This window comes from Flavobacterium sp. ZE23DGlu08 (assembly GCF_030505335.1).
GTDB classification, from domain to species: Bacteria; Bacteroidota; Bacteroidia; order Flavobacteriales; family Flavobacteriaceae; genus Flavobacterium; species Flavobacterium algoritolerans.
The window spans coordinates 2,781,842-2,804,417 of the sequence record NZ_CP130045.1; the positions used below are offsets into that span (position 1 = coordinate 2,781,842).

18 protein-coding genes and 4 tRNA genes are annotated in these 22,576 nt (G+C 33.9%); 20 read left to right on the plus strand and 2 right to left on the minus strand.

Translation table 11 applies throughout. From position 1 onward, the window contains the following. Window positions 1-208 precede the first annotated feature (208 nt). From Q1W72_RS12250 to Q1W72_RS12275, 6 genes are all read left to right on the plus strand, one after another. Window positions 209-3,238: a SusC/RagA family TonB-linked outer membrane protein gene (locus Q1W72_RS12250; protein ID WP_302135590.1), complete on the plus strand. Its 3,030-nt coding sequence runs from the start codon at window positions 209-211 to the stop codon at window positions 3,236-3,238. 11 nt (window positions 3,239-3,249) lie between these two features. Beyond that, a complete protein-coding gene (locus tag Q1W72_RS12255) occupies window positions 3,250-4,683 on the plus strand; it encodes a RagB/SusD family nutrient uptake outer membrane protein (protein WP_302135592.1) in 1,434 nt (477 codons plus the stop codon). A gap of 298 nt (window positions 4,684-4,981) precedes the next feature. Next, window positions 4,982-6,667, plus strand: a complete 1,686-nt coding sequence (locus Q1W72_RS12260; protein ID WP_302135594.1) for a S8 family serine peptidase — start codon at window positions 4,982-4,984, stop codon at window positions 6,665-6,667. Between the two features lie 127 nt (window positions 6,668-6,794). Further along, window positions 6,795-8,753, plus strand: a complete 1,959-nt coding sequence (locus tag Q1W72_RS12265) for a putative porin (RefSeq protein WP_302135596.1) — start codon at window positions 6,795-6,797, stop codon at window positions 8,751-8,753. A gap of 205 nt (window positions 8,754-8,958) precedes the next feature. Next, the gene (locus Q1W72_RS12270; RefSeq protein ID WP_302135598.1) at window positions 8,959-10,320 is read left to right on the plus strand and encodes a pyridoxal-phosphate dependent enzyme; all 1,362 of its coding nucleotides are present in this window, start codon (window positions 8,959-8,961) and stop codon (window positions 10,318-10,320) included. Between the two features lie 99 nt (window positions 10,321-10,419). Then, on the plus strand, window positions 10,420-10,902 hold the full coding sequence (locus tag Q1W72_RS12275) for a 3'-5' exonuclease (RefSeq protein WP_099714535.1): 483 nt from the start codon (window positions 10,420-10,422) through the stop codon (window positions 10,900-10,902). Window positions 10,903-10,946: 44 nt separating this feature from the next. Here Q1W72_RS12275 and Q1W72_RS12280 read toward each other — a convergent pair whose 3' ends face one another. Beyond that, window positions 10,947-12,620, minus strand: a complete 1,674-nt coding sequence (locus Q1W72_RS12280) for a GLPGLI family protein (RefSeq protein ID WP_099714536.1) — start codon at window positions 12,618-12,620, stop codon at window positions 10,947-10,949. A gap of 162 nt (window positions 12,621-12,782) precedes the next feature. On the opposite strand from Q1W72_RS12280, the gene Q1W72_RS12285 reads away from it, so the two are divergent. Further along, entirely contained in the window at window positions 12,783-14,054 is a 1,272-nt protein-coding gene (locus Q1W72_RS12285) for a DUF2851 family protein (protein ID WP_099714537.1), read from the plus strand. A 67-nt stretch (window positions 14,055-14,121) separates the two neighbouring features. Next, window positions 14,122-14,349, plus strand: a complete 228-nt coding sequence (locus Q1W72_RS12290; RefSeq protein ID WP_099714538.1) for a PspC family transcriptional regulator — start codon at window positions 14,122-14,124, stop codon at window positions 14,347-14,349. A 73-nt stretch (window positions 14,350-14,422) separates the two neighbouring features. Here Q1W72_RS12290 and Q1W72_RS12295 read toward each other — a convergent pair whose 3' ends face one another. Further along, the gene (locus tag Q1W72_RS12295) at window positions 14,423-15,874 is read right to left on the minus strand and encodes an amino acid permease (RefSeq protein WP_099714539.1); all 1,452 of its coding nucleotides are present in this window, start codon (window positions 15,872-15,874) and stop codon (window positions 14,423-14,425) included. A 497-nt stretch (window positions 15,875-16,371) separates the two neighbouring features. Here Q1W72_RS12295 and Q1W72_RS12300 point away from each other — a divergent pair, with 497 nt between their 5' ends. The 12 genes from Q1W72_RS12300 (at window position 16,372) to nusG (ending at window position 22,542) form a co-directional block, all read left to right on the plus strand. Further along, the gene (locus Q1W72_RS12300) at window positions 16,372-17,040 is read left to right on the plus strand and encodes a ComEA family DNA-binding protein (protein WP_367881661.1); all 669 of its coding nucleotides are present in this window, start codon (window positions 16,372-16,374) and stop codon (window positions 17,038-17,040) included. A 17-nt stretch (window positions 17,041-17,057) separates the two neighbouring features. Continuing rightward, complete coding sequence (locus Q1W72_RS12305; RefSeq protein WP_099714541.1) at window positions 17,058-18,200, plus strand: acyl-CoA dehydrogenase family protein; 1,143 nt, start codon at window positions 17,058-17,060, stop codon at window positions 18,198-18,200. Between the two features lie 263 nt (window positions 18,201-18,463). Further along, window positions 18,464-18,658 carry a 30S ribosomal protein S21 gene (gene rpsU / locus Q1W72_RS12310; RefSeq protein ID WP_035670421.1) on the plus strand — a complete coding sequence of 65 codons (195 nt, stop codon included), beginning with the start codon at window positions 18,464-18,466 and terminating at the stop codon, window positions 18,656-18,658. Window positions 18,659-18,728: 70 nt separating this feature from the next. After that, the gene (locus Q1W72_RS12315; RefSeq protein ID WP_302135604.1) at window positions 18,729-19,625 is read left to right on the plus strand and encodes a tyrosine-type recombinase/integrase; all 897 of its coding nucleotides are present in this window, start codon (window positions 18,729-18,731) and stop codon (window positions 19,623-19,625) included. A gap of 35 nt (window positions 19,626-19,660) precedes the next feature. After that, entirely contained in the window at window positions 19,661-19,963 is a 303-nt protein-coding gene (raiA, locus tag Q1W72_RS12320; protein ID WP_099716279.1) for a ribosome-associated translation inhibitor RaiA, read from the plus strand. Window positions 19,964-20,053: 90 nt separating this feature from the next. Beyond that, window positions 20,054-20,127 (plus strand) — tRNA-Thr (locus Q1W72_RS12325). 33 nt (window positions 20,128-20,160) lie between these two features. After that, window positions 20,161-20,241: transfer RNA gene (locus Q1W72_RS12330), tRNA-Tyr, on the plus strand. 79 nt (window positions 20,242-20,320) lie between these two features. Continuing rightward, window positions 20,321-20,392, plus strand: a tRNA-Thr gene (locus Q1W72_RS12335). Window positions 20,393-20,446: 54 nt separating this feature from the next. Next, window positions 20,447-21,634: an elongation factor Tu gene (gene tuf, locus Q1W72_RS12340; RefSeq protein ID WP_099714543.1), complete on the plus strand. Its 1,188-nt coding sequence runs from the start codon at window positions 20,447-20,449 to the stop codon at window positions 21,632-21,634. Window positions 21,635-21,693: 59 nt separating this feature from the next. Next, window positions 21,694-21,764: transfer RNA gene (locus Q1W72_RS12345), tRNA-Trp, on the plus strand. A gap of 17 nt (window positions 21,765-21,781) precedes the next feature. Beyond that, the gene (secE, locus tag Q1W72_RS12350) at window positions 21,782-21,979 is read left to right on the plus strand and encodes a preprotein translocase subunit SecE (RefSeq protein WP_039109059.1); all 198 of its coding nucleotides are present in this window, start codon (window positions 21,782-21,784) and stop codon (window positions 21,977-21,979) included. A gap of 11 nt (window positions 21,980-21,990) precedes the next feature. Then, on the plus strand, window positions 21,991-22,542 hold the full coding sequence (gene nusG / locus Q1W72_RS12355; RefSeq protein WP_099714544.1) for a transcription termination/antitermination protein NusG: 552 nt from the start codon (window positions 21,991-21,993) through the stop codon (window positions 22,540-22,542). The last annotated feature ends 34 nt before the right edge of the window (window positions 22,543-22,576 follow it).

Consider the following 22,576-nt stretch of genomic DNA (forward strand, 5'->3'; position numbering starts at 1 on the left):
ATTTAGATTTAAATTAGTTTTAATAAAAATATAAGCATCTGTGGTGATATTTGTAAACAATATGGCTTGAATATGAAAAATGATGAAGGAACCTGATGTTTTGAGTAAAAAAATTAACAAATGTTAATTGTGTTAATTTTTCTAAAAATTTGTTTCTTTAAGAAATTATTATGATTTTTGTGAAATAACTAATTCAAAACAAATTAATATGAGATCAAAATTCAAATGGATTTTTTCGTTGCTGTTGGCATTGTCAATGCAATTTGCATTTGCACAAGAAAGAACTGTTACAGGTGTAGTTTCAGATGCCTCTGGTCCTGTTCCGGGTGTGAATGTTTTAATTAAGGGTACTAAGTCTGGAGTACAGACCGATTTCGATGGTAAGTATTCTATAAAAGCTAAAAGTGGAGACGTATTGGTTTTTTCTTTTGTGGGTATGGCTGAATCTACTAAGGTAGTAGGTTCCTCAAATACAATTAATGTTACAATGCAAGATGGAGTAAGTTTGAATGAAGTTATTGTTCAAACTAATCTAGGTTACTTTTCAAAAGATTCAAGAAAAGTGTCTTCCTCTGTTTCAACAGTTTCAGCAGACGAAATTGCAAAACAATCTCCGGCTTTAACTATCCAAAATGCATTACAAGGACAAGCTGCTGGGGTGCAGGTCACTGCTCAAAATGGTAAGCCTGGAGCTGCGGCTTACGTTACTGTCCGCGGTGCGGTAAGTATTACAGGTGGTACGGCTGAAGCTATTTATGTGGTTGATGGTGCATTTGTGAGCGGAACAGAAGCTTCTGCTTTGAGTTCAAATGATATCGAATCTGTTTCTATATTAAAAGATGGAGCTTCTGCTGCAATTTATGGGGTTCGTGGTGGAAATGGAGTGGTGGTTATTACTACTAAAAAAGGTAAAAATGCAAAAGGTAAATTTCAGTTCAACAATTCGCTTGGATTTACACAAAAAATTGCTGATCCATTTGACATGATGAATGCGGATGAAAAAATCCGATATGAAGGTTTAATTGGTCAGGGAGGTTCTATAGGTAAAACTCCAGCTGAGTTGGCGTTATTACGTTCTTATGACCACAACTGGCAAGATGATTTGCTAAGAAAAGGATTTGTGCAAAATAATAATTTTTCTTACTCAGGTGGTAATGATCAATTTACTAATTTCATGTCTGTTGGTTATACTGAGGATAGTGGGATTATAGATAAACTTAAAGGGTTCAATAGAATTACTGCTAGATATAATAGTGAGTATAAGGCAAACGACAGAGTGAAGTTTGGTTTCAATGTTGGTGGATCGTATGAGAAATTTAATGATTCAAGAGATCGTAACAATGCACAAAGTCCAATTAGAGCAATGTACGACTATAATCCATATGAGCCATTTTTTGCCAGAGATGCTAATGGTAATGTGATTAATGATGTTTTGGGGAATCCGGTTTATAATACAAATTTAGCCGCAGGTTTTCCTATTCAAGAGGCGATTGTTAATAACACAGAGCAACGTCGTTTTTTTAGATTATACGGACGTCCTTACGTAGAGTTAGGAATAGTGAAAGATTTGACATTCAAAACTCAAATGAATATGAATTATGAAAGATATCAGAGAGAGTCTTTCACAAAACCTTTTTCATTTTTGGATTTAATTGTTGGAGACCCTACAGCTAGAGGTTCTAAGACTGATAATGGATGGGATTCATTAGAGTATCAATTAACTAACAGTTTGAATTATAAATATAGTATCAATGGCAAGCACAATTTTGAAACGACTGTCTTGTACGAATATTTTAAATCAAATTTTAGATCGTATACTTTAACTAGAAAAGGATATGTTAATGGTGATTTACCTACCGCAGGAACAGCAGTTGTTGGAGTACCTGCAACTACAAGAACTGAAAATGCGACTGTTTCTATTTTTGGTAATATCGATTACGATTTTGATGGGAAATATTTAGTGTCGTTATATGGTAGACGCGATGGATCATCTGTTCTAGGAACTAACAATAAGTACGAATTTGCTAAGGGAATCTCTCTAGGATGGAATGTTACGAGTGAATCTTTTATGAGTGATGTAAAATGGTTGAATAATTTGAAGTTGAGAGCTTCTTATGGTGAATTAAATTCAACTAACGGTATTGGTAGTTATACTGCTCAAAGTCTTTTTAGTACTTCACAATATGGTGGAGGTATCGGAACTGTATTAACAGGAAGCACTGTTGGAAATAATAACTTAAAGTTTGAAAAAGCAGAGAAATACGAAATTGGTATTGAAACTGCAGTATTAAATAATTGGTTGACCTTCTCAGGTTCGGTATTTCAAGATAAAAGAAATGATTTTATCTATAGTGATAACACTACTGTTGGTACGTCTTTTTCAGCGCTTATTAATGCAGGTGACTGGACTTCTAAGGGAGCTGAAGTTGAGCTTAAGGCTTTTGCAATCAAAAACGCAAACACTACTTTGTCTTTTTATGTTAATGCTGCCACTTTTGACAGAGAAATTAACGAGTTAAACCGTCCTGGTGATCCAAATAACCAACTTTCAAGAGGGTTAACATGGAATAAAGTGGGTCGTTCTCCTGATGATTTCTTCCTTGTACCTTACGCAGGAGTTAATCCTACTAATGGTCATGCCATGTACACTAAATTAGATGGTACAGTTACTGATGTTTATAGTGCTGGTGATAGAGTTTTTACTGGTAAAACTCCATATGCTAAATACGAAGGTGGTTTTGGTATGCAATTTGCTTATAAAGGATTTGATATCTCTACTGATTTTGTATTCAAAGAAGGTAATTATACATACAATTATATGTGGCAAAATATGGTTGCTGATGGTTCTGCTCCAACAAGGAATCAAGCTGTAGCTGCTTTTGATTTTTGGACTGCAACTAACACAACTGCATCTTTACCTGCTCCAAGACAATTGTCAGGTATTAACTCTAACCTTGAATCTGATCGTTTCTTAGAAGATGCAAGTTATATTAGATTTAGAAACCTAAATATTGGGTATAAGTTTACTAAAAAAGCTTTTACTAATTTACCTGTAGATGATATTAGAATATACACTCAAATGCAAAACTTATTTACATGGAGTAAGTTCAATGGTGATCCAGAGGTAGGAATAGGTAGTGCTGAGAGCCAAACAGGGTTATTAGTTCCTGGACAATTTGCATTGTATTCTTATCCTAGTGTTCAAACATTCCTTTTTGGAGTATCAATTAATTTATAATTAAAAAAATTATGAAAAAAATAATATATATTGTTGCTTTATCTTTCGCATTAAATTCTTGCGACGATGAAGATATCACATTCGCTCCATACAATGCCATCAGTGAGACTATTGTTTTGCGTAATGCGGCTGATTTTGAGAATATGCTAACTGGAGCATACTCCTACATGATTAAAAATGGTGGTGACGGAGGTTACGGTTCGGAGTTTGTAATAGACTCTGAGGTAATGACTGATAATCTAATTCTTAAAGTTGAAGGGCGCCAGTCTAATGCTGGTGGTTTTAGATTGCAATCAGTGCCTAATAGCTCTCATTTTAATTATTATATTAGTGCCTATAGAGCTGCAGAAACAGCAACTAGAGTTATCGACAATATTAATGTTATACCTCAAGATGCGGTTAGAGATAATATCGAAGGGCAGGCTCGTTTCATTAGAGCGTTAAACAACTTTGACTTAGTTAGAATTTATTCTAAAATTCCTACTCAGGCGGCTGATGCAAATGCTTCTTTAGGTATGTATTATTTAGATGTTGTTGCTCCTTTTTCTAAACCATCAAGACCAACTGTTGAAGATACCTATAAAAAAGTAGTTGATGATTTACTTATTGCTGCAGATAAAATTGGTACAGCTAATACGAATGCATCAGGAAAAGCCTCAAAATCAGCAGTTTATGCTTTGTTATCTCGTGTGTATCTTTATTTAGGAGATTTCCCAAAAGTTATTCAATACGGAAACCTTGCTATTGCAGGTAATACTGTTTGCCCTAGAGCAAGTTTTGTTAATCTTTGGAAAGATGCAAATGCTTCTGGTGTTTTATTTAAACTTAGAATAGATCAAGTTGATGGTGTTACTCCAGGAGTTGTTTACAATCAGACAGTAGCAAGTGGTATTCGTTCAGAGTATGTTGTGCCTAAAAGCTTTTCAGATTTGTTTCAAACCACAGATATTAGAAAAGCTGCTTACATTCAGACAAGTGCATATAGTACCATACCTTATAATCACGTTATTAAATACTATAGTCGTTTAACGGGTAATCCAGCTATTGTTGATATCAAAGTATTGCGTATTGAAGAAGTATATTTAAACATGGCTGAGGCTCAGTATCGAATCAACGGTGGAGGTTTAGCATTTCTTGATGCGGTAAGATCTCAAAGATATTCTCCTTTTGTTTCAGGTAATGAAACTGGAGCTGCGTTACTAAATGCTATTTTACTTGAACGAAGATTAGAACTTGCTTTTGAAATGGATCGTTTCTTTACATTAAAAAGATTAGGCTTGTCAATGGTAAGAAATGCTGTTGAAGGTGACTACGCTAGTGGTGCTGGTACCAAAGTTGAAACTACAGCTTTGACAATTCCTGCGGGTGATTTTAAATGGCAACTTCCTATTCCGCAATCTCAAAGAGATTTGAATAGTAATTTACAGCAAAATCCTGGTTACTAGTTTGTAAATCAAACAATTTAAAACAACCTCCCTTTTTTAAATATTTGGGAGGTTTTTTTATTTTATGTAGATTGCATAACCGGTTATTAATCTAAACTAATTGCTAATTTTTTATAAAATGAAAAAAATATTATGTTTTATATTTATATTTCAACTGTCTATGGCTCAAACTCAACAAGAGCGAAATAAGATTAAACAATCTTATAACAAAGAAAAGATAAATGATTTCTTAGTTGATTTAATAGAATCTCAAAAAGAACAAAAAAGAAGAATCCAAGCTTATAAACTTAAATATAGGTTGATTGACTCAGAGACGAAATCTCTCCAGCGTATTTATGATGGATTGCCTTTTTTTTATACTATTGAAAACGATGAGTCTGCGGCTACAATTCGAGCAAATTCGTTACAACCTAATGGGGTTTTAGGTCTTAGTTTGACGGGTAATGGTATTACTGCAGGAGTTTGGGACGGCGGAAAAGTAAGGGACACACATCAGGAATTAGCAGGGTCAAAGGTTACGTTTGGTGATGGAGCAATATCTCCTAGTGCTCATTCCACACATGTAACTGGTACGATAGTTGGATCAGGTATTGTACCGAGAGCTAGAGGGTTTGCATATCAAGCGAAGGCAAAAACGTATTTTTGGGATAGTGATGTTGAAGAAATGACAAATTTTGCTAGTGAAGGTTACTTAGTGTCAAACCATTCATACGGATATGGGATTTCAAATTCTTTTGCTAATGCCCGATTTGGTTACTATGACCAGACTTCGGCTGATTTTGATAAAATTTCAGAGGTATTTCCGTATTATCAAATTGTTGTTGCTGCAGGTAATTCAAGAAACAGTACCCATTCACAAATAAATGCTAAAGGTGGTTTTGATATGCTTACTGGAAGTGCTGTAGCTAAAAATACGATTGTCGTTGCGGCTGTTAATTCTGTTCCAAATTATGCAGGTCCAGCGAGCGTTACAATGAGTTCGTTTAGTAATTATGGACCTACCGATGATGGAAGAATTAAGCCAGACATTAGCGCAAAAGGCGTTGGGGTATACTCCTGTAATGGACCAAATGACAATACGTATGAGACGCTAAGTGGCACCTCAATGGCGGCTCCAGCAATCACAGGCTTAATTGTTTTACTTCAGCAGCATTATAATAATTTGAATACCAGATTCATGAAAGCTGCAACAGTTCGTGGTTTGCTTTGCCATACTGCAGATGAAGCGGGTTTTTCTATAGGACCTGATTATGAATACGGGTGGGGCTTAGCAAATGGGGAAGAAGCCGCGAGAATTATTAGTTCAAATGGAAATACCTCGTTGGTTCTAGAAACTACTTTGACAGATCAAGTGGTATTTATTAAACAGATAGCTATTTCTTCGCCAAGAGCAGTAAATGTTTCGATTGCTTGGACTGATCCAGTTAAGATGGGCGCCGTTGTTACTCCTATTGTTGAAGATAATAGGAACACTAATCTGGTGAACAATCTAGATCTTAAAATTATTGATGAAGCAGGTACTGTGTACTATCCTTGGAAATTGGATCCTTCTTCGCTAAATAGCCCGGGAACGCAAAATTCTGACAATAATGTCGATAATATTGAAAAAGTATCAATTGCAAATGCTGTTGCAGGTAAGTATACTATTCAGGTCACTAATAAAGGTAGTTTATTAACAGGGGTTCAAGATTTTACGTTAATTGCTAGTGGTTTAGATAATGTGTCTTTAAATAGTGTAGATTACGAAAAAAATAATTCTATGAGAGTTTACCCTAATCCAGTACAAGAAAATTTATTTTTTGATTTACCAGATTCGTTTTCTCCATCAGATGTTATATTTTACGATATTTCAGGAAAATTAATTAGAAGTTTTAGATACGAAGGAAAGAATAATGTAAAGGTAGGGGACCTAAAATCAGGAGTTTATATTGTCAAGTTTGTTAGTCAAGATAAAAGCCTTAACTTCAAGTTTATTAAGAAATAGAAACTCTGGTTTAATCTCACACTTTAAAAAAACATCCACGTACGCTGGATGTTTTTTTATTTATATCTCTTAATAATATATCTTTGCTTGATTATTTTTTTTAATCGACTAATTAGATTTCTTTCAAATGAGAATATTATTTTTGTTTTGTTTCTTAACATTTCCGGTTCTATTATTTTCTCAAGAGAAAAAGATTCAAAAATTGAGAATTGATAATAAATATAATAGTTCTGATTCGATTAAAAAGATAAGTGAAAAAATCGCTACCATTGACATGTATCGTTTTATTACAATCGAAAATGATACAACTTACATAGATACTTCTCTTACCATTCAAAAAGAATACAGTCATAATTATTTGCGAAAAGATATTTTTGGGCTTTTACCTTTTGCAAATGATGGGCAAACCTATAATACATTACAATATAGTTTAACCGATTTTTCACCTTATCCGGAATTTGGTTTTAAAGCAAAACATTTCAATTTTTTAGAAGCAAACCAAATAAGGTACAGTTCTGTAGCTACTCCTGTGACCGAATTGTATTTTAAAACTACTGTTAGAAAAGGACAATCTGTAGATGCATTTATAACCTTGAATACTTCTGAAAATCTTAATTTTTCTATTGCATACAAAGGTTTGCGTTCAGAAGGAGAATATATTAATCAGTTATCCAGTACTGGTAATTTTAGATTCACCACTAGTTATAACACCAAGAATAAACGCTATTTCGCTAAAGCACATTATACTTTTCAAGATATTTTGAATGAGGAAAATGGTGGAATAACAACAATAGATGATTTCGAAAGTGAAGATCCAAACTATAATAATCGCCAAAGATTTGAAGTTTATTTTTCAGACGCGAAGTCCTTTCTTAAAGGGAAAAGAATATTTCTGGACCATAATTTCAGGATAAATTCAGAAAAAGGGAATAATAACTTGTATTTAACCCATCAGTTTAATTATGAAAATAAATTTTTTGAATACAACCAAGCTACCGTTCCATCAACAGTAGGAAACACAATTGTATATAGATTTGGGGAGTCTTTTAAAAGTAGCGGGATAAATGACCAAACGCGTTATAACAAAATGTATAATAGAGTTGGGCTGGTTTATGAGAATACTATTTTAGGTAAATTCCAGTTTTTTGCAGATGATTTTAGATCGAATTATTATTACGACCAGATATTGATTTTTGATAATCAAAATGTGATACCTAGTTCATTCAGTCAGGAAATTAATAGTGTTGGTGGTCAATATGAATATAGAAAAAATAAATGGAATGGTAAATTTTTATACTCAAGATCAGTAACGGCGCAGTCTTTGTCAAATCTTGATGCTAAATTAGATTATGATCTTAATGACGAAACCCAATTTTCATTTCAATACCAGAACATAAATAAACTGCCAAACAGTAATTACAATCTACATCAAAGTAGTTACGTTAAGTACAATTGGTCAAATGATTTCAAGAACGAAAAAATAAATACAATTAGCGCTAATGCAATTACTCCATGGCTAGATGCAGAAGTACAATTTTCAGTTTTAAAAGATCATTTGTATTTTAATGATGCGTCAACTTCTGAACAAGCACTCGCAAAAACACAAATAGTGGCTCCGTCACAATACGATGGGACTATAAATTACTTATCTGTAAAATTAAGTAGAGAATTGACGTTTGGAAACTTCGCTTTAGACAACACTATTTTATATCAAAAAGTAGAGCAGCAAGATGCTATTTTAAATGTTCCTGAAATAGTAACAAGAAATACGTTTTATTACTCTAATTATTTATTCAAACGTGCTTTATTTTTGCAAACAGGAATTGTATTGAATTATTTCACGAAATATTATGCAAGTGATTACAATCCGGTTATTGGAGAGTTTTTTGTTCAAAATGATAAACAAATTGGAAACCATCCAAACTTTGATTTTTTTATAAACGCAAAAATTCAAAGAACACGTATTTATTTCAAGGCGGAGCATTTTAATTCGTCTCTAATGGGTAATAATTTTTATTCCTCACCAAATAATCCATCGCGTGATTTCACGATTCGTTTTGGGTTAATTTGGAACTTCTTTAATTAATTTCGGGCAATAATATACCTTTTAAATGTTTTTTCTTGGGCGTTTCCCGCGCTGTCCACTGTATCTTTACTTGCTTAAAGGAAGCAAGTAAAGGATGTCGCTACCATCACTAACGCAAAATTCCGTAAACCAGAATATTTTTATAACAAAATACTATCTTTGTATTAGTATTTACAACAAATCACAATCTTAAATTCAACATAAAATGCGCTACGCAGAAAATATATTAGGCACAATAGGGAACACACCTTTAGTAAAACTGAATAAAGTAACTGCAGAAGTAGATGCTTTGGTACTTGCTAAGGTAGAAACTTTCAATCCGGGAAATTCTGTAAAGGACAGAATGGCAGTAAAAATGATTGAAGATGCAGAGGCTGATGGACAATTAAAACCGGGCGGAACCATTATTGAAGGAACTTCTGGAAATACAGGAATGGGATTAGCATTAGTAGCCATCATAAAAGGATACAAACTTATTTGTGTGATTTCTGATAAACAGTCTAAAGAGAAAATGGATATACTTCGTGCTGTTGGTGCTAAAGTAGTGGTTTGTCCTACTGATGTTGAGCCTACTGATCCACGTTCCTATTATTCTGTTTCCAAAAGATTAGCCAAAGAAACACCTAATTCTTGGTATGTGAATCAATACGATAATCCTTCAAATGCTATTGCGCATTACGAACAAACAGGACCGGAAATTTGGGAGCAAACAGGAGGTAAAATCACTCATTTTGTTGTTGGTGTAGGAACTGGCGGAACAATTTCTGGTGTGGCTAAATATTTGAAAGAGAAAAATCCAAACATTAAAATTTGGGGAATTGATACGTATGGTTCAGTATTTAAAAAATACCATGAAACAGGAATTTTTGATGAAAATGAAATCTATTCGTATATCACAGAAGGAATTGGAGAAGATATTCTTCCCAAAAATGTTGATTTTTCTTTGATTGATGGATTTACAAAAGTAACTGATAAAGATGCAGCGGTTTATACCCGTAAAATTGCACTTGAAGAAGGAATATTTGTAGGTAATTCAGCAGGAGCAGCAATAAAAGGATTGTTGCAGCTTAAAGAACATTTTAAGCCTGAAGATGTTGTTGTCGTTCTTTTCCATGACTCAGGAAGTCGTTACGTAGGTAAAATGTTCAACGATGATTGGATGCGTGAACGTGGTTTTCTTGACGAAGAAATTACAAAAGCCGAAGATGTAATCAAAGATCATATCGATAAACCATTGATTGTTGTGCGTACCGAGGAATTAGTTTCGCACGCTATTGAAAGAATGCGTAAATACAAAATTTCTCAAATTCCGGTGATTGATGTTACAGGTTTTGTAGGTTCTGTTGATGAAAGTGATTTGTTTCAAAGTTATGTTGCCGATAAAAATGTTGCTGATAAGCCTATAAAAGAAGTTATGGGGAAACCATTTCCAATAGTGAAATTTGGAACTTCAATAGAAGAAGTTTCTCGATTATTTACTAAAGAGAATGAAGCAGTTTTGATTGAATTAGAAAATGGAAGTCACCATATTATTACCAAATATGATATTATTGGATCTATAAAGTAAAAATTTTAGAATCAAAATATTAAAATTTTTAAAGCCATGAATTTGACGAGTTTATTTCGTTAAATTTGTGGCTTTTCAGATTTATAACAAACATATAATATGACTTTCACTGCCATAGATTTTGAAACCGCAACTGCATTCCATCCATGTTCGGTAGGAATTGTTACCGTTGAAAACGGAATAATTGTAGATGAGTTTGTTAGTTTAATTAAGCCTCCAAATAATCTGTATTCTCCTTTTACGATTCAAGTTCACGGGATATATCCACGTGATACGGTGAATGCAAAATCATTTGCACAAGTGTATCCTGAAATTCAAAAACGTTTGCAAAATAGAGTAGTTGTGGCTCATAATGAAAGTTTTGACAGAAATGTCCTTGCTAAATCAATGGCGCTTTATGGTTTTGATTATGCCGATTTGAATATCGCTTCGCGTTGGGAATGCACTGTAAAAATTTACAAAGCCAAAGGATTGAAACCAACTAAATTAAGTGATTGTTGTCGAGAAATGAATATAGCTTTAAACCATCACGAAGCATTATCAGATGCTCGGGCTTGTGCCAAATTGTACATTTTGAGATAACTTACCGGTTTTTTATATTGGCAAAAAAATCCGAATTCTATTTTTTATTCTCCTATTAAACAACCTGAAACATTCCACGAGCTAAAGCTAGATCCTTCTGGTTTGCCTTGAGGTATTTTAATTTGTATCGTATGTTTTCCAGGTGAAAGATTTCCTAAATCAATATAAATAGGATTAGTTACTGTTCCTGGACACCAGTTGGAACGACTTAAATCAGAAGAAGATAATCCGTCGCTGAAATTTCCAGATGCGGGATTACTCAATCGATAGGAACCGCAATCCGTTCGCCATGGCGTAAATGCAAAAACTTCTTTTTCATCAACGAGTATGGTGTTTTTCTTAGGTACAAATTCATCTCCGTTTTCCCAGCCGCCGTGACCTGTGGTGATGTAGCGTAACTTGAAATTCTTAAAACCTTCGGGAACATCAAAAGTCACTTCCAATCCTTTATCGGTGTTGAACATGGTTGCGTATTGCTGGCCGGCCATTTCCATTACATTATTAGTGTTAAAAAGAGGTAATAACCATGTGTTTTTTGGCTTATTTTCTTCTTCTGGATGTATAGAAATATTCAAACTTGCCTTGTGTCCGCCTTTGTCATAATTGCCAATATTCATACCAATCCAGACCTCTTTATTGCTCAAAGCAGGAAGCATTTCTGAAATATCTTGACGGTAATATACGCTGTCTTGCCACACTTTGTTCTTCAATTGCAGCGTATTGAACTGCTTTACGCCAAAAGGAGTAAAAAAGCGCATCAATTCTAAAAGAGGAGCGTAATTTTCTGTTCGAATCACACCTTGATATTTTTCACCATTTCCATTTTCGTATATAGGCAACGTTTTTACTCCATTTTTCAAGCCATCAAGAAATGAAATGTTTTTGTCTGTAGGAATTAAAAATACGGAACCGGTTCTATCATAAGCGTCACCGTTTGATTGCTCTGTTACATCGACAAAAATTCGATTTCCTTTTTTGATTTCTGGGATTTTTACTTTTTTGAGAATTATAGTTCCATTGGCAAAGCGTAAGATGCTGTCATTTGATTGGGATGTATTCGAAAAGTTGATGATTTCTTTGTCAAAAACAGCAATATTGGTAAATCGACTTTTCCAGATTAAATCCTTGTACGTTAATAAATCTACTTTTCTTTGTGGAGTTTCACTTTTTCTTATTATTGGAAATTCTTTTAGGACTTCAATTTTTGTGGCAGCGGTAATATAATTCCCATTTCTAACCATTTCGAGCACTAAACCTAGATTTTGTCCTAAGATTGTTGGTGCACCTTTTACTTTTAAATCATTGGTAAACCATAATTCAATGGTATTTGAGTTGATTACTGTTTTTGCTTTTTTGCAGGCATAACCTAAAATAGTTTTGGTTTCATTGGTAATCTCAAAATTTTGTTTTGCTAATGAAAGACTATCTGTTGTGTAAATAATTTTGTTCTCATTTAGATTTGCAAACTGGTCATATCTATTGTTTTCTCTATAGATGTTGTAGTATTCGAAAGGGTATGAGGCTTTTTTATTGAATATGGATTCAGAAGTGATTTGTGTTTTTAGTTCATTGGTAAAAACTAAAATGGGATCTTGGTTTTCAATAAGGGTTCCGTTTGAACTTCTGGTATAAGTTATTTTTATTGATTTGATATTTTTTTGAGCCAGAGCTGAAAAGACAGAACAAAAAACAAAGAATAAAATGAAGTGGTTTTTCATGGTAATAGAGTTAGGAACGCAAATATAAAAAATTAGGATAAGATTTTTAGCCGATGTTTCTTTATATTGGAGATGAAAAATATTTTTTTGTCATAGCATTTAGATGCTTTTATTTGTAATAATTTTCGTTACTTTAGTATCTGATTCTTTAAATTTAAACAAATGAAAGAAGATTTTCTGCATTACCTCTGGAGATTTAAGAAGTTTGACACTTTGAATTTAAAAACGGTCAACAACGAGGAAATTACAATTGTCAATGTAGGTCAATATCTTGAATTGGCAGGTCCTGACTTTTTTAATGCTCAGATAGTTATTGGTGCTCAAAAATGGGCAGGAAATATTGAAATTCATATAAAATCTTCTGATTGGTACGTGCATCATCACGAAAAAGATGCGGGTTATGAAAACGTAATTTTGCATGTGGTTTGGGAGCATGATGTAGCAGTTTTTAGAAGCGACAATTCTGAAATTCCTGTTTTAGAATTAAAAGAATATGTCGAGAAAGCGACTCTGGAAAACTACCAGTCTTTAATGACTCCAAAATCATGGATTTTTTGCGAAAAGCAGCTAAAAGATGTTGACGAGTTTGCATTGAAAAACTGGCAAGAACGGTTGTTTTTTGAACGGTTAGAAAGAAAATCCCAACCCATATTTGATTTATTGGAACAAACCAATCAAGATTGGGAAGGAGTTTTGTTCTGTTTGTTGGCTAAGAATTTTGGTTTAAATACAAACGGAGAAATCTTTTATAAAATGGCGCAATCTATTCCTTTTTCGATAATTAGAAAGGAAAGTTTTGAAGTGGAAAATATAGAAGCATTAATTTTTGGCACTACCGGATTATTGGACTCCGAAAAAGAAGATAACTATTTTAAGGATTTAAAATTCAGGTATTTCTACTTGTTGCATAAGTATCAAATAGAGAAAGTTTGTATAGAACCAGTACAGTTTTTCAAGCATCGTCCAGATAATTTTCCGACGATACGACTCTCACAATTAGCTAATTTATACCATAGTCAGCAGAATTTATTTTCGAAAATAAATAGTTTAAGTTCATTAAAAAGTACTTACGAATTGTTTCAGATTACGGCTTCGGAGTATTGGCAAAACCATTATCAGTTTGATAAAGAAAGTCCGATGAAACAGAGAAAACTATCTAAATCTTTCATTGATTTAATTGTCATAAATACTATAATTCCAATTCAATTTGCTTTTGCTAAAAGTCAGGGAAAAGAAATTTCGGAGGATTTAATACAGCTTTTAAATGAAGTTGTTGCAGAGAAAAATGCTATTATTGAAAAATTTACTTCTTTTGGAATACAGTCAAAAACTGCTTTTGAAACGCAATCTTTGTTGCAACTGAAGAATGAGTATTGTAATAAAAGTAAGTGTTTAGAATGTGTTATAGGTTCGGAATTGATGAAAAAATGTTGATTTGTTGATTCGGTCATTTGTTTATTCGAAAAAATCGTAATTTTGCTCATAATTCATAACTCATAAAATGTCAGTAGTAATTAAACTAAAGTTCTTTTTTGAAAAACATGGTTTTCATGTTTCCTCTCGTTTAGCTGATACTTTGGGAATGCGTGCCAGTAGTGTGCGATTGTTTTTTATCTATTTGTCTTTTGTTACTGTAGGGTTGTGGTTTGCGGTCTACCTCACGTTGGCTTTTTGGATTCGTTTGAAGGATTTAATTCGCGCCAAGCGGACTTCAGTTTTTGATTTGTAAATAGCTATAAACAAAAAAAGGGATTATAAAGTAGTTGATACTTTATAATCCCTTTTTTATTTATGATGAAATTTTATTTGTCTGGATTGTTCAATTTACTGTTTTTCTTTCCGTAAACAAAGTAAATAGCAACACCTAATGCCATCCAAATAACAAGTCTCGCCCAGCTTTCATTTGGTAATGAATACATCAAGGCTAAACAGATTAGGATTCCTGCAATTGGTACAAATGGTACTAAAGGTGTGCGGAAAGATCTTGGTGCATCTGGCATTTTTTTACGCATTACTAAAACTCCGATACATACTAAAACGAAGGCTAATAATGTTCCAATACTTACCATGTGACCTAAATCACTTACTGGTACAAAACCTGCAAAAAGGCTTACAAATACCATGAAGAAAAGATTCGTTTTCCAAGGTGTTCTGAATTTTGCATGAATATCACTGAAGAAAGAAGGTAATAAACCATCTTTACTCATTGTATAGAAAACACGACTTTGTCCCATTAACATCACAAGCATTACCGAAGTATAACCTGCTAAAATAGCTACGATTAAACCAGTTTGTAAAAAGGTATATCCGGTTCTTGCAAATGCAGTTGCTGCTGGTTTAGCATCTCCTGCAAATTCATTATAAGGAACAAGTCCAGTCATTACGTGAGCAAATAATACGTATAAAATAGTACAAATAATAAGAGATCCTAAAATACCAATTGGCATCCCTTTTTGTGGATTTTTTGCCTCTTGAGCAGCTGTAGAAACAGCATCAAAACCAATGAAGGCAAAGAATACAGTTCCAGCTCCTGCAGCAATTCCTGACCATCCAAATTCTCCAAAAACTCCTGTGTTTTCAGGAATGTAAGGTGTGTAATTAGCAGTGTCAATAAAGCTCCAACCTAAAACAATAAACATGATAACCACTATTACTTTTACAACAACTAGAAAGTTGTTTATAGACGCAGATTCTTTAGTTCCTCTTATCAAAAGTAAAGATAGCATCGAAACGATAAAAATAGCAGGAAGATTAATGATTCCACCTTCTATTATAGTTCCGTCGCTTAATTTTAATGTTTCCCAGGGCGAACATATCAAATCATGTGGAAGATGTATTCCGTATTTATTTAATAATTCGAGTAAATAGCGAGACCAACTTACCCCTACTGTAGCTGCTCCTAATGCGTATTCAAGAACTAAATCCCAACCGATAATCCAAGCCATAAATTCTCCCATAGTTGCATAGGAGTACGTGTAAGCACTACCTGCTACTGGTATCATTGATGCGAACTCAGCATAACAAAGTCCTGCAAAAGCACATCCTACGGCGGCTAAAATAAATGAAAGTGTAACTGCTGGACCAGCATGTTCTGCGGCAGCAATTCCTGTTAACGAGAATAATCCTGCTCCAATAATTGCTCCAACTCCAAGTGCTACTAATGAACGTGAAGACAAAGTCCTTTTTAATCCTTTTTCGGATTCTGATGCTTCATTTAGCAATACCGACAGTGGTTTAGTTTTCCAAATTGACATGGGTTATATGGTTTTGTTTGTTATTAAGCTCCAAATGTATAGTTTTTTATAAAAAATAAAAACAATAATTGAATTTTAAGTTATAAAAAAGTAATTTACCTGTCTTTATTTGGGGTTTAGTATGAGAAAAAACTTTTTTTGGCATTAGGTGTGCTGAATTTCACTTTGTTTTTGAAATAAGTTTTACTTCTTTCAAATATTTTTTCTTAGAAAGTGATAGGTCTTGATTTAATTTATAAATTTAGGAATCTTAATTTACTACACTAATCCTGATATTATAAATGAATTTTAAAACACTGCGAAGTTTCTTCAATTTTACTCGAGAGCAACGTACGGGTATTTTTGTTTTATTCGCAATTATTATTCTTTTGCAAATGATTTATTTTTTTGTGGACTTTGGTTTTGAAACAAAAGAATATCCTGATAAACAAAAATGGCTTTCCCTTCAATCTGAAATTGATTCCATGAAAAGGGAGTCCGAAAAAGAGTCTCCAAAAATGTATCTTTTTAATCCTAATTTCATAACTGATTATAAAGGATATAAGTTAGGAATGTCAGTGGAAGAAATTGATCGCTTGCTAGTTTTTAGAAAAGAAAATAAATACGTTAATTCACCTAAGGAGTTTCAAAACGTAACTAAAATTTCGGATTCATTGTTAAATGTCATAGCTCCTTATTTTAAATTCCCTGATTGGGTAAATAATAAGAAAGAATTTAAAGAGTATAATAAATATCCAAATAAGGCTTTCGCCAAAAAAGAAAAAATTATTATAATCGATATCAATCAGGCAACCAAAGAGGATTTGATAAAAATTTACGGAATAGGTGAGGCGATTTCTTTGCGAATTTTAAAACAAAAAGAAAATTTAGGTGGGTTTGTTTCCATGGAACAAATGAAAGATGTTTGGGGATTATCACCTGAAGTGATTGAGAACTTAAATTCTCATTTTAAAGTTTCGGTACTTCCGAATATTAAGAAAATAGATGTTAATAATGCCTCTTTAAAAGAACTTTCTCAATTTTATTATTTCAGATATGCTTTGGCAAAAGAAATTGTTACCTATAGAAGTATGAGAGGAAATATTAACAATATTGAGGATTTAACAAAAATTAAGGGATTTCCTGTTGATAAAGCAAAAATAATTGGCTTATATTTGGACTTTTAAAACAAAACACTATTACAATGAACTTTGACTACAACGAAACGCAATCAATGATTGCGCAATCTATAAGAGATTTTGCTGAAAAAGAAATTCGACCAAACATAATGGAATGGGATGAAGCTCAAACATTTCCTGTGCCGTTATTTAAAAAATTAGGTGAAATGGGTTTTATGGGAGTTTTAGTGCCGGAAGAACTAGGTGGTTCGGGGTTAGGATATCATGAATACATTACTATAGTAGAAGAAATATCAAAAGTTGATCCTTCAATAGGGTTATCTGTTGCTGCGCATAATTCGTTGTGTACCAATCATATTTTGACTTTTGGAAGCGAGGAGCAGAAGAAAAAATGGATTCCAAAGCTGGCTACTGCTGAGCATATTGGTGCTTGGGGATTGACGGAACACAATACAGGTTCTGATGCTGGAGGAATGAATACTACTGCAAAAAAAGACGGAGATTTCTGGATTGTAAATGGAGCTAAGAATTTCATTACGCATGCTATCTCTGGAGATATTGCGGTTGTAATTGTTCGTACTGGTGAAAAAGGAGATTCAAAAGGAATGACAGCTTTTGTTTTTGAGAAAGGAATGTCAGGTTTTACATCTGGTAAAAAAGAAAATAAATTAGGCATGCGTGCCAGTGAAACTGCTGAATTGATTTTTGATAATTGTCGTATTCCTGATGCAAACAGATTAGGAGAAGTAGGACAAGGTTTTATCCAGGCGATGAAAATTTTAGACGGTGGAAGAATTTCTATTGGCGCATTGTCATTAGGAATCGCAAAAGGAGCGTATGAAGCAGCTTTGAAATATTCGAAAGAAAGACATCAGTTTGGACAGCCAATTTCAGAATTTCAAGGTATTTCATTCAAGTTAGCTGATATGGCAACTGAGATTGAAGCTTCGGAATTATTGTTGCATAAAGCAGCTTTCTTGAAAGAGAAACACAGGCCAGTTACCACATTGGGAGCGATGGCTAAAATGTATTCTTCAGAAGTGTGTGTGAAAGTAGCAAATGAGGCAGTGCAAATACATGGAGGTTATGGTTATATCAAGGATTATCCGGTAGAGAAATTCTACAGGGATTCTAAATTATGTACTATTGGAGAAGGAACTACCGAGATTCAAAAAATAGTGATTTCCAGAAATTTATTGAAAGGATAGTTTTTGAAAATTTGAATATAGTAAAAAGAGCCAAAATGCATTAAATTGTAGCTTGGCTCTTTTTTTTTGCGTGAAGGATAGAAGAGGAAAGCCCGGAATGCAATGAGGACTTGAAACGGACAGCCTGACGGTGGACGAATTGACGTTTTGTGAATGATAAAAGAGGTGTCCACCGGCACGCCCAAAAATAATCTATAATTCATGACTCGTAATTCAAAATAATGTTTACTTTTGCACACTTAAAGAAAGGGGGTGTCTATATTATGTTAATTATACCAATTAAAGACGGAGAAAATATCGATAGAGCGTTAAAACGTTACAAAAGAAAATTTGATAAAACAGGAACTGTTCGTCAATTAAGAGCACGTACTGCTTTTATTAAGCCTTCAGTAACAAATAGAATCAAAATTCAAAAAGCGGCTTATATCCAAAATATGAGAGATAACTTAGAGAGTTAGTCAATATCTATTAAAATAAAATACCGTTAGTCATTAAAAGTTTTATAACTTTGATGCTAACGGTTTTTTTATGACTACTAATAAAGACGCATTTCGGGATTATCTACAGTTGGAGAAAAAATATTCTTCACATACCGTTACGGCATATTGTAATGATATTACTTCTTTTGAATCATTCAATACGATACATTTTGACCAACAAAATATTGAGCAGGTTAATTATAGTCAAATTAGAAGTTGGATTGTGTCTCTTGTTGATAATGACATATCAAATACCTCAGTTAATAGAAAAATTGCATCCTTAAAAGCATTTTATAAATTTCTATTAAAAACAAAGCAAATAGAAGTAAGCCCGTTGTTGAAACACAAAGCGTTAAAGACTCCAAAGTTGTTGCAGATTCCTTTTTCTGAAAAGGAGGTTATTGATGTTTTGGATATAGCGCAAAGTGCAGCCGGCTTTGAAGGAGTTAGAAATAAACTTGTCATTGATTTGTTTTATACTACAGGGATACGTAGAGCAGAACTGATAAGTTTAAAAATAACAAATGTTGATTTGTCTGGCAGTACAATAAAAGTGTTAGGAAAGCGAAATAAGGAGCGAATTATTCCTGTTTTGCCAATAATAAAAGAGCAGTTCGCTTTGTACTTGAAAGAGCGGGAGAGTTTGTTGTCTATTGAAGATCATGATTATTTATTTCTCACAAAAAAAGGGTTAAAATTAAATGATTCCTTTGTGTATCGATTAATAAATTCTTACTTTAGTACTGTCTCTGAAAAAGTAAAAAAGAGCCCCCATATATTGAGACATACTTTTGCAACGCATTTGTTAAATAATGGAGCGGATTTAAATTCAGTCAAGGAATTATTAGGTCATTCTAGTCTGGCATCGACGCAAATATATACGCACAGTAGTTTATCAGAACTGAAAAGTGTGTATAAAGAAGCGCATCCACGGGGTCGGAAGTAATTTTGAGAAATGTTTAACTATTAAAAAAAATGATTATGAAGGTAAGTGTTCATGCAGTTAACTTTACTGTTGACAAAAAGCTAGTAGATTTTGTTCAAGAGAGAATGGACAAGTTGGAAAAGTATTATGACAAAGTAGTATCAGCAGATGTTTTTTTGAAGGTTGAAAAGACAAGTGATAAAGAAAATAAAATTGCCGAGGTAAAAATCAATGTTCCAGGAGATGATTTTTTGGTAAAAAAGCAATGTAAAACTTTTGAAGAGGCAGTTGAGCTTTCGGCAGAATCCTTAGAGAGAATGTTAGTAAAAAGGAAAGAAAAAATAAGTTCGCACATTTAATATGAATTTTTTTTAAAAAATGTTTTGATTGAGAGATAAAATCTCTACATTTGCAGTCCGTTAGAAATAGCGGACTTTTTTTATTGATTCGCCAGCGTAGCTCAGTTGGCTAGAGCAGCTGATTTGTAATCAGCAGGTCGTGGGTTCGAGTCCCTCCGCCGGCTCAAGACTGTAAAGGTTTGACGATAGAAAAAGTAGGGGAGATACTCAAGCGGCCAACGAGGGCAGACTGTAAATCTGCTGTGTGAACTTCGCAGGTTCGAATCCTGCTCTCCCCACAAGAATTAATTTTAGATTGCGAATTTTTAGATTGAAAAGTTTAAAATGAGGAATCTAAGCTCTTTAATCAAGGGTTCTGCCGACTTAGCTCAGAGGTAGAGTGCTTCCTTGGTAAGGAAGAGGTCACGGGTTCAATTCCCGTAGTTGGCTCAAGTAAGTAGGAAATTGAAATAAATATATAAACTAGATTAAAAATTAAGTAAAATGGCAAAAGAAACCTTTAACCGTTCGAAACCACACTTAAATATTGGTACGATCGGACACGTAGATCACGGTAAAACTACTTTAACAGCAGCAATCACAAAAGTGTTATCTGATGCTGGTTACTGTCAAGCAAAATCATTTGATCAAATTGATAATGCTCCTGAAGAAAAAGAAAGAGGTATTACAATTAATACATCACACGTTGAGTACGAAACTGCTAACCGTCACTACGCACACGTTGACTGTCCTGGTCACGCGGATTACGTAAAGAACATGGTTACTGGTGCTGCTCAAATGGACGGTGCAATTTTAGTTGTAGCTGCAACTGATGGACCAATGCCACAAACACGTGAGCACATCCTTTTAGGTCGCCAGGTTGGTATTCCTAGAATGGTAGTTTTCATGAACAAAGTGGATATGGTTGATGACGCTGAGTTATTAGAACTTGTTGAAATGGAAATTAGAGACTTATTGTCTTTCTACGAATATGATGGAGATAATTGTCCAGTTGTTCAAGGGTCTGCTCTTGGAGGATTGAATAATGATCCAGCTTGGGTACCAAAAATCATTGAATTAATGGAAGCTGTTGATAGCTGGATTGAAGAGCCGGTTCGTGATACAGAAAAACCATTCTTGATGCCGGTTGAGGATGTATTTACAATTACTGGTCGTGGAACTGTTGCTACAGGTCGTATCGAAACTGGTATTGCTAATACTGGAGATGCTGTTGAAATCATTGGTATGGGAGCTGAAAAATTAACTTCTACTATTACAGGAGTTGAGATGTTCCGTAAAATCCTTGATAGAGGTGAAGCAGGAGATAACGTAGGTTTATTGTTGCGTGGTGTTGATAAAGAATCTATCAAAAGAGGAATGGTTATCATTAAGCCAGGTTCAGTTAAACCACACGCTACTTTCAAAGCAGAGGTTTATATCTTGAAAAAAGAAGAAGGTGGTCGTCACACTCCATTCCATAATAACTACCGTCCACAGTTCTACGTTCGTACAACTGACGTAACAGGAGTTATTACTTTGCCAGAAGGTGTAGAGATGGTAATGCCAGGAGACAACTTAACTATTAATGTTGCTTTGTTAAGCCCAATCGCAATGAGCGTTGGTTTACGTTTCGCTATCCGTGAAGGTGGTAGAACAGTAGGTGCTGGACAAGTAACTGAAATTGTAGGATAATCTACTAAAAATAAATTCAAAAAGTAGTGTCGTTTAACGATGGCACTACTTTTTATTCTACGGGCGTAGTTCAAGGGTAGAATAGCGGTCTCCAAAACCGTTGATGGGGGTTCGAATCCCTCCGCCCGTGCAAAAAAATAAATCATAATGACAAAAGTTGTTAATTACATATCAGAAGCATTTGAGGAATTAAAGTCAAATGTAACTTGGCCGGCTTGGGCTGAGGTGCAACGTCTAACGATTGTTGTTGCTGTTTTTTCAGTATTATTCGCTTTGGCAACTTGGGGAGTAGATGAAATTTTCGCAAAAGCTTTGGCTGGATTTTTTAACTGGATAAAAGCATAATTTTTTTTGTTATGGCAGATAATATTATTAAGAAGTGGTATGTCGTTAGAGCGGTAAGCGGGCAAGAAAATAAAGTGAAAGCTTATATTGAAACCGAAATCGCGCGACTAGGAATGGGAGATTATGTTTCGCAAGTTTTAGTGCCTACTGAGAAAGTAGTTACAGTAAAAGAGGGGAAAAAAATAATCAAAGACAAAGTTTATTTTCCTGGTTATGTTATGATTGAAGCTAATCTTATTGGAGAGATACCTCATATTATTAAGTCTATAACAAGTGTTATTGGTTTTTTAGGTGAAATCAAAGGTGGAGAGCCTGTGCCATTGAGAATTTCTGAAGTAAACAGAATGTTAGGTAAAGTAGATGAGTTGGCTGTGAATACAGATACTCGTTCTATTCCTTTTAACATTGGAGAGACTATTAAGGTTGTTGATGGACCTTTTAATGGTTTTAACGGTACTGTTGAAAAAATCAATGAAGAAAAGCGTAAGCTTGAAGTAATGGTTAAGATTTTCGGAAGAAAAACTCCATTAGAGTTAAGTTTTATGCAAGTTGAAAAAGTATAATTTTTTGTTACATCTATAATATCCATTACAATCG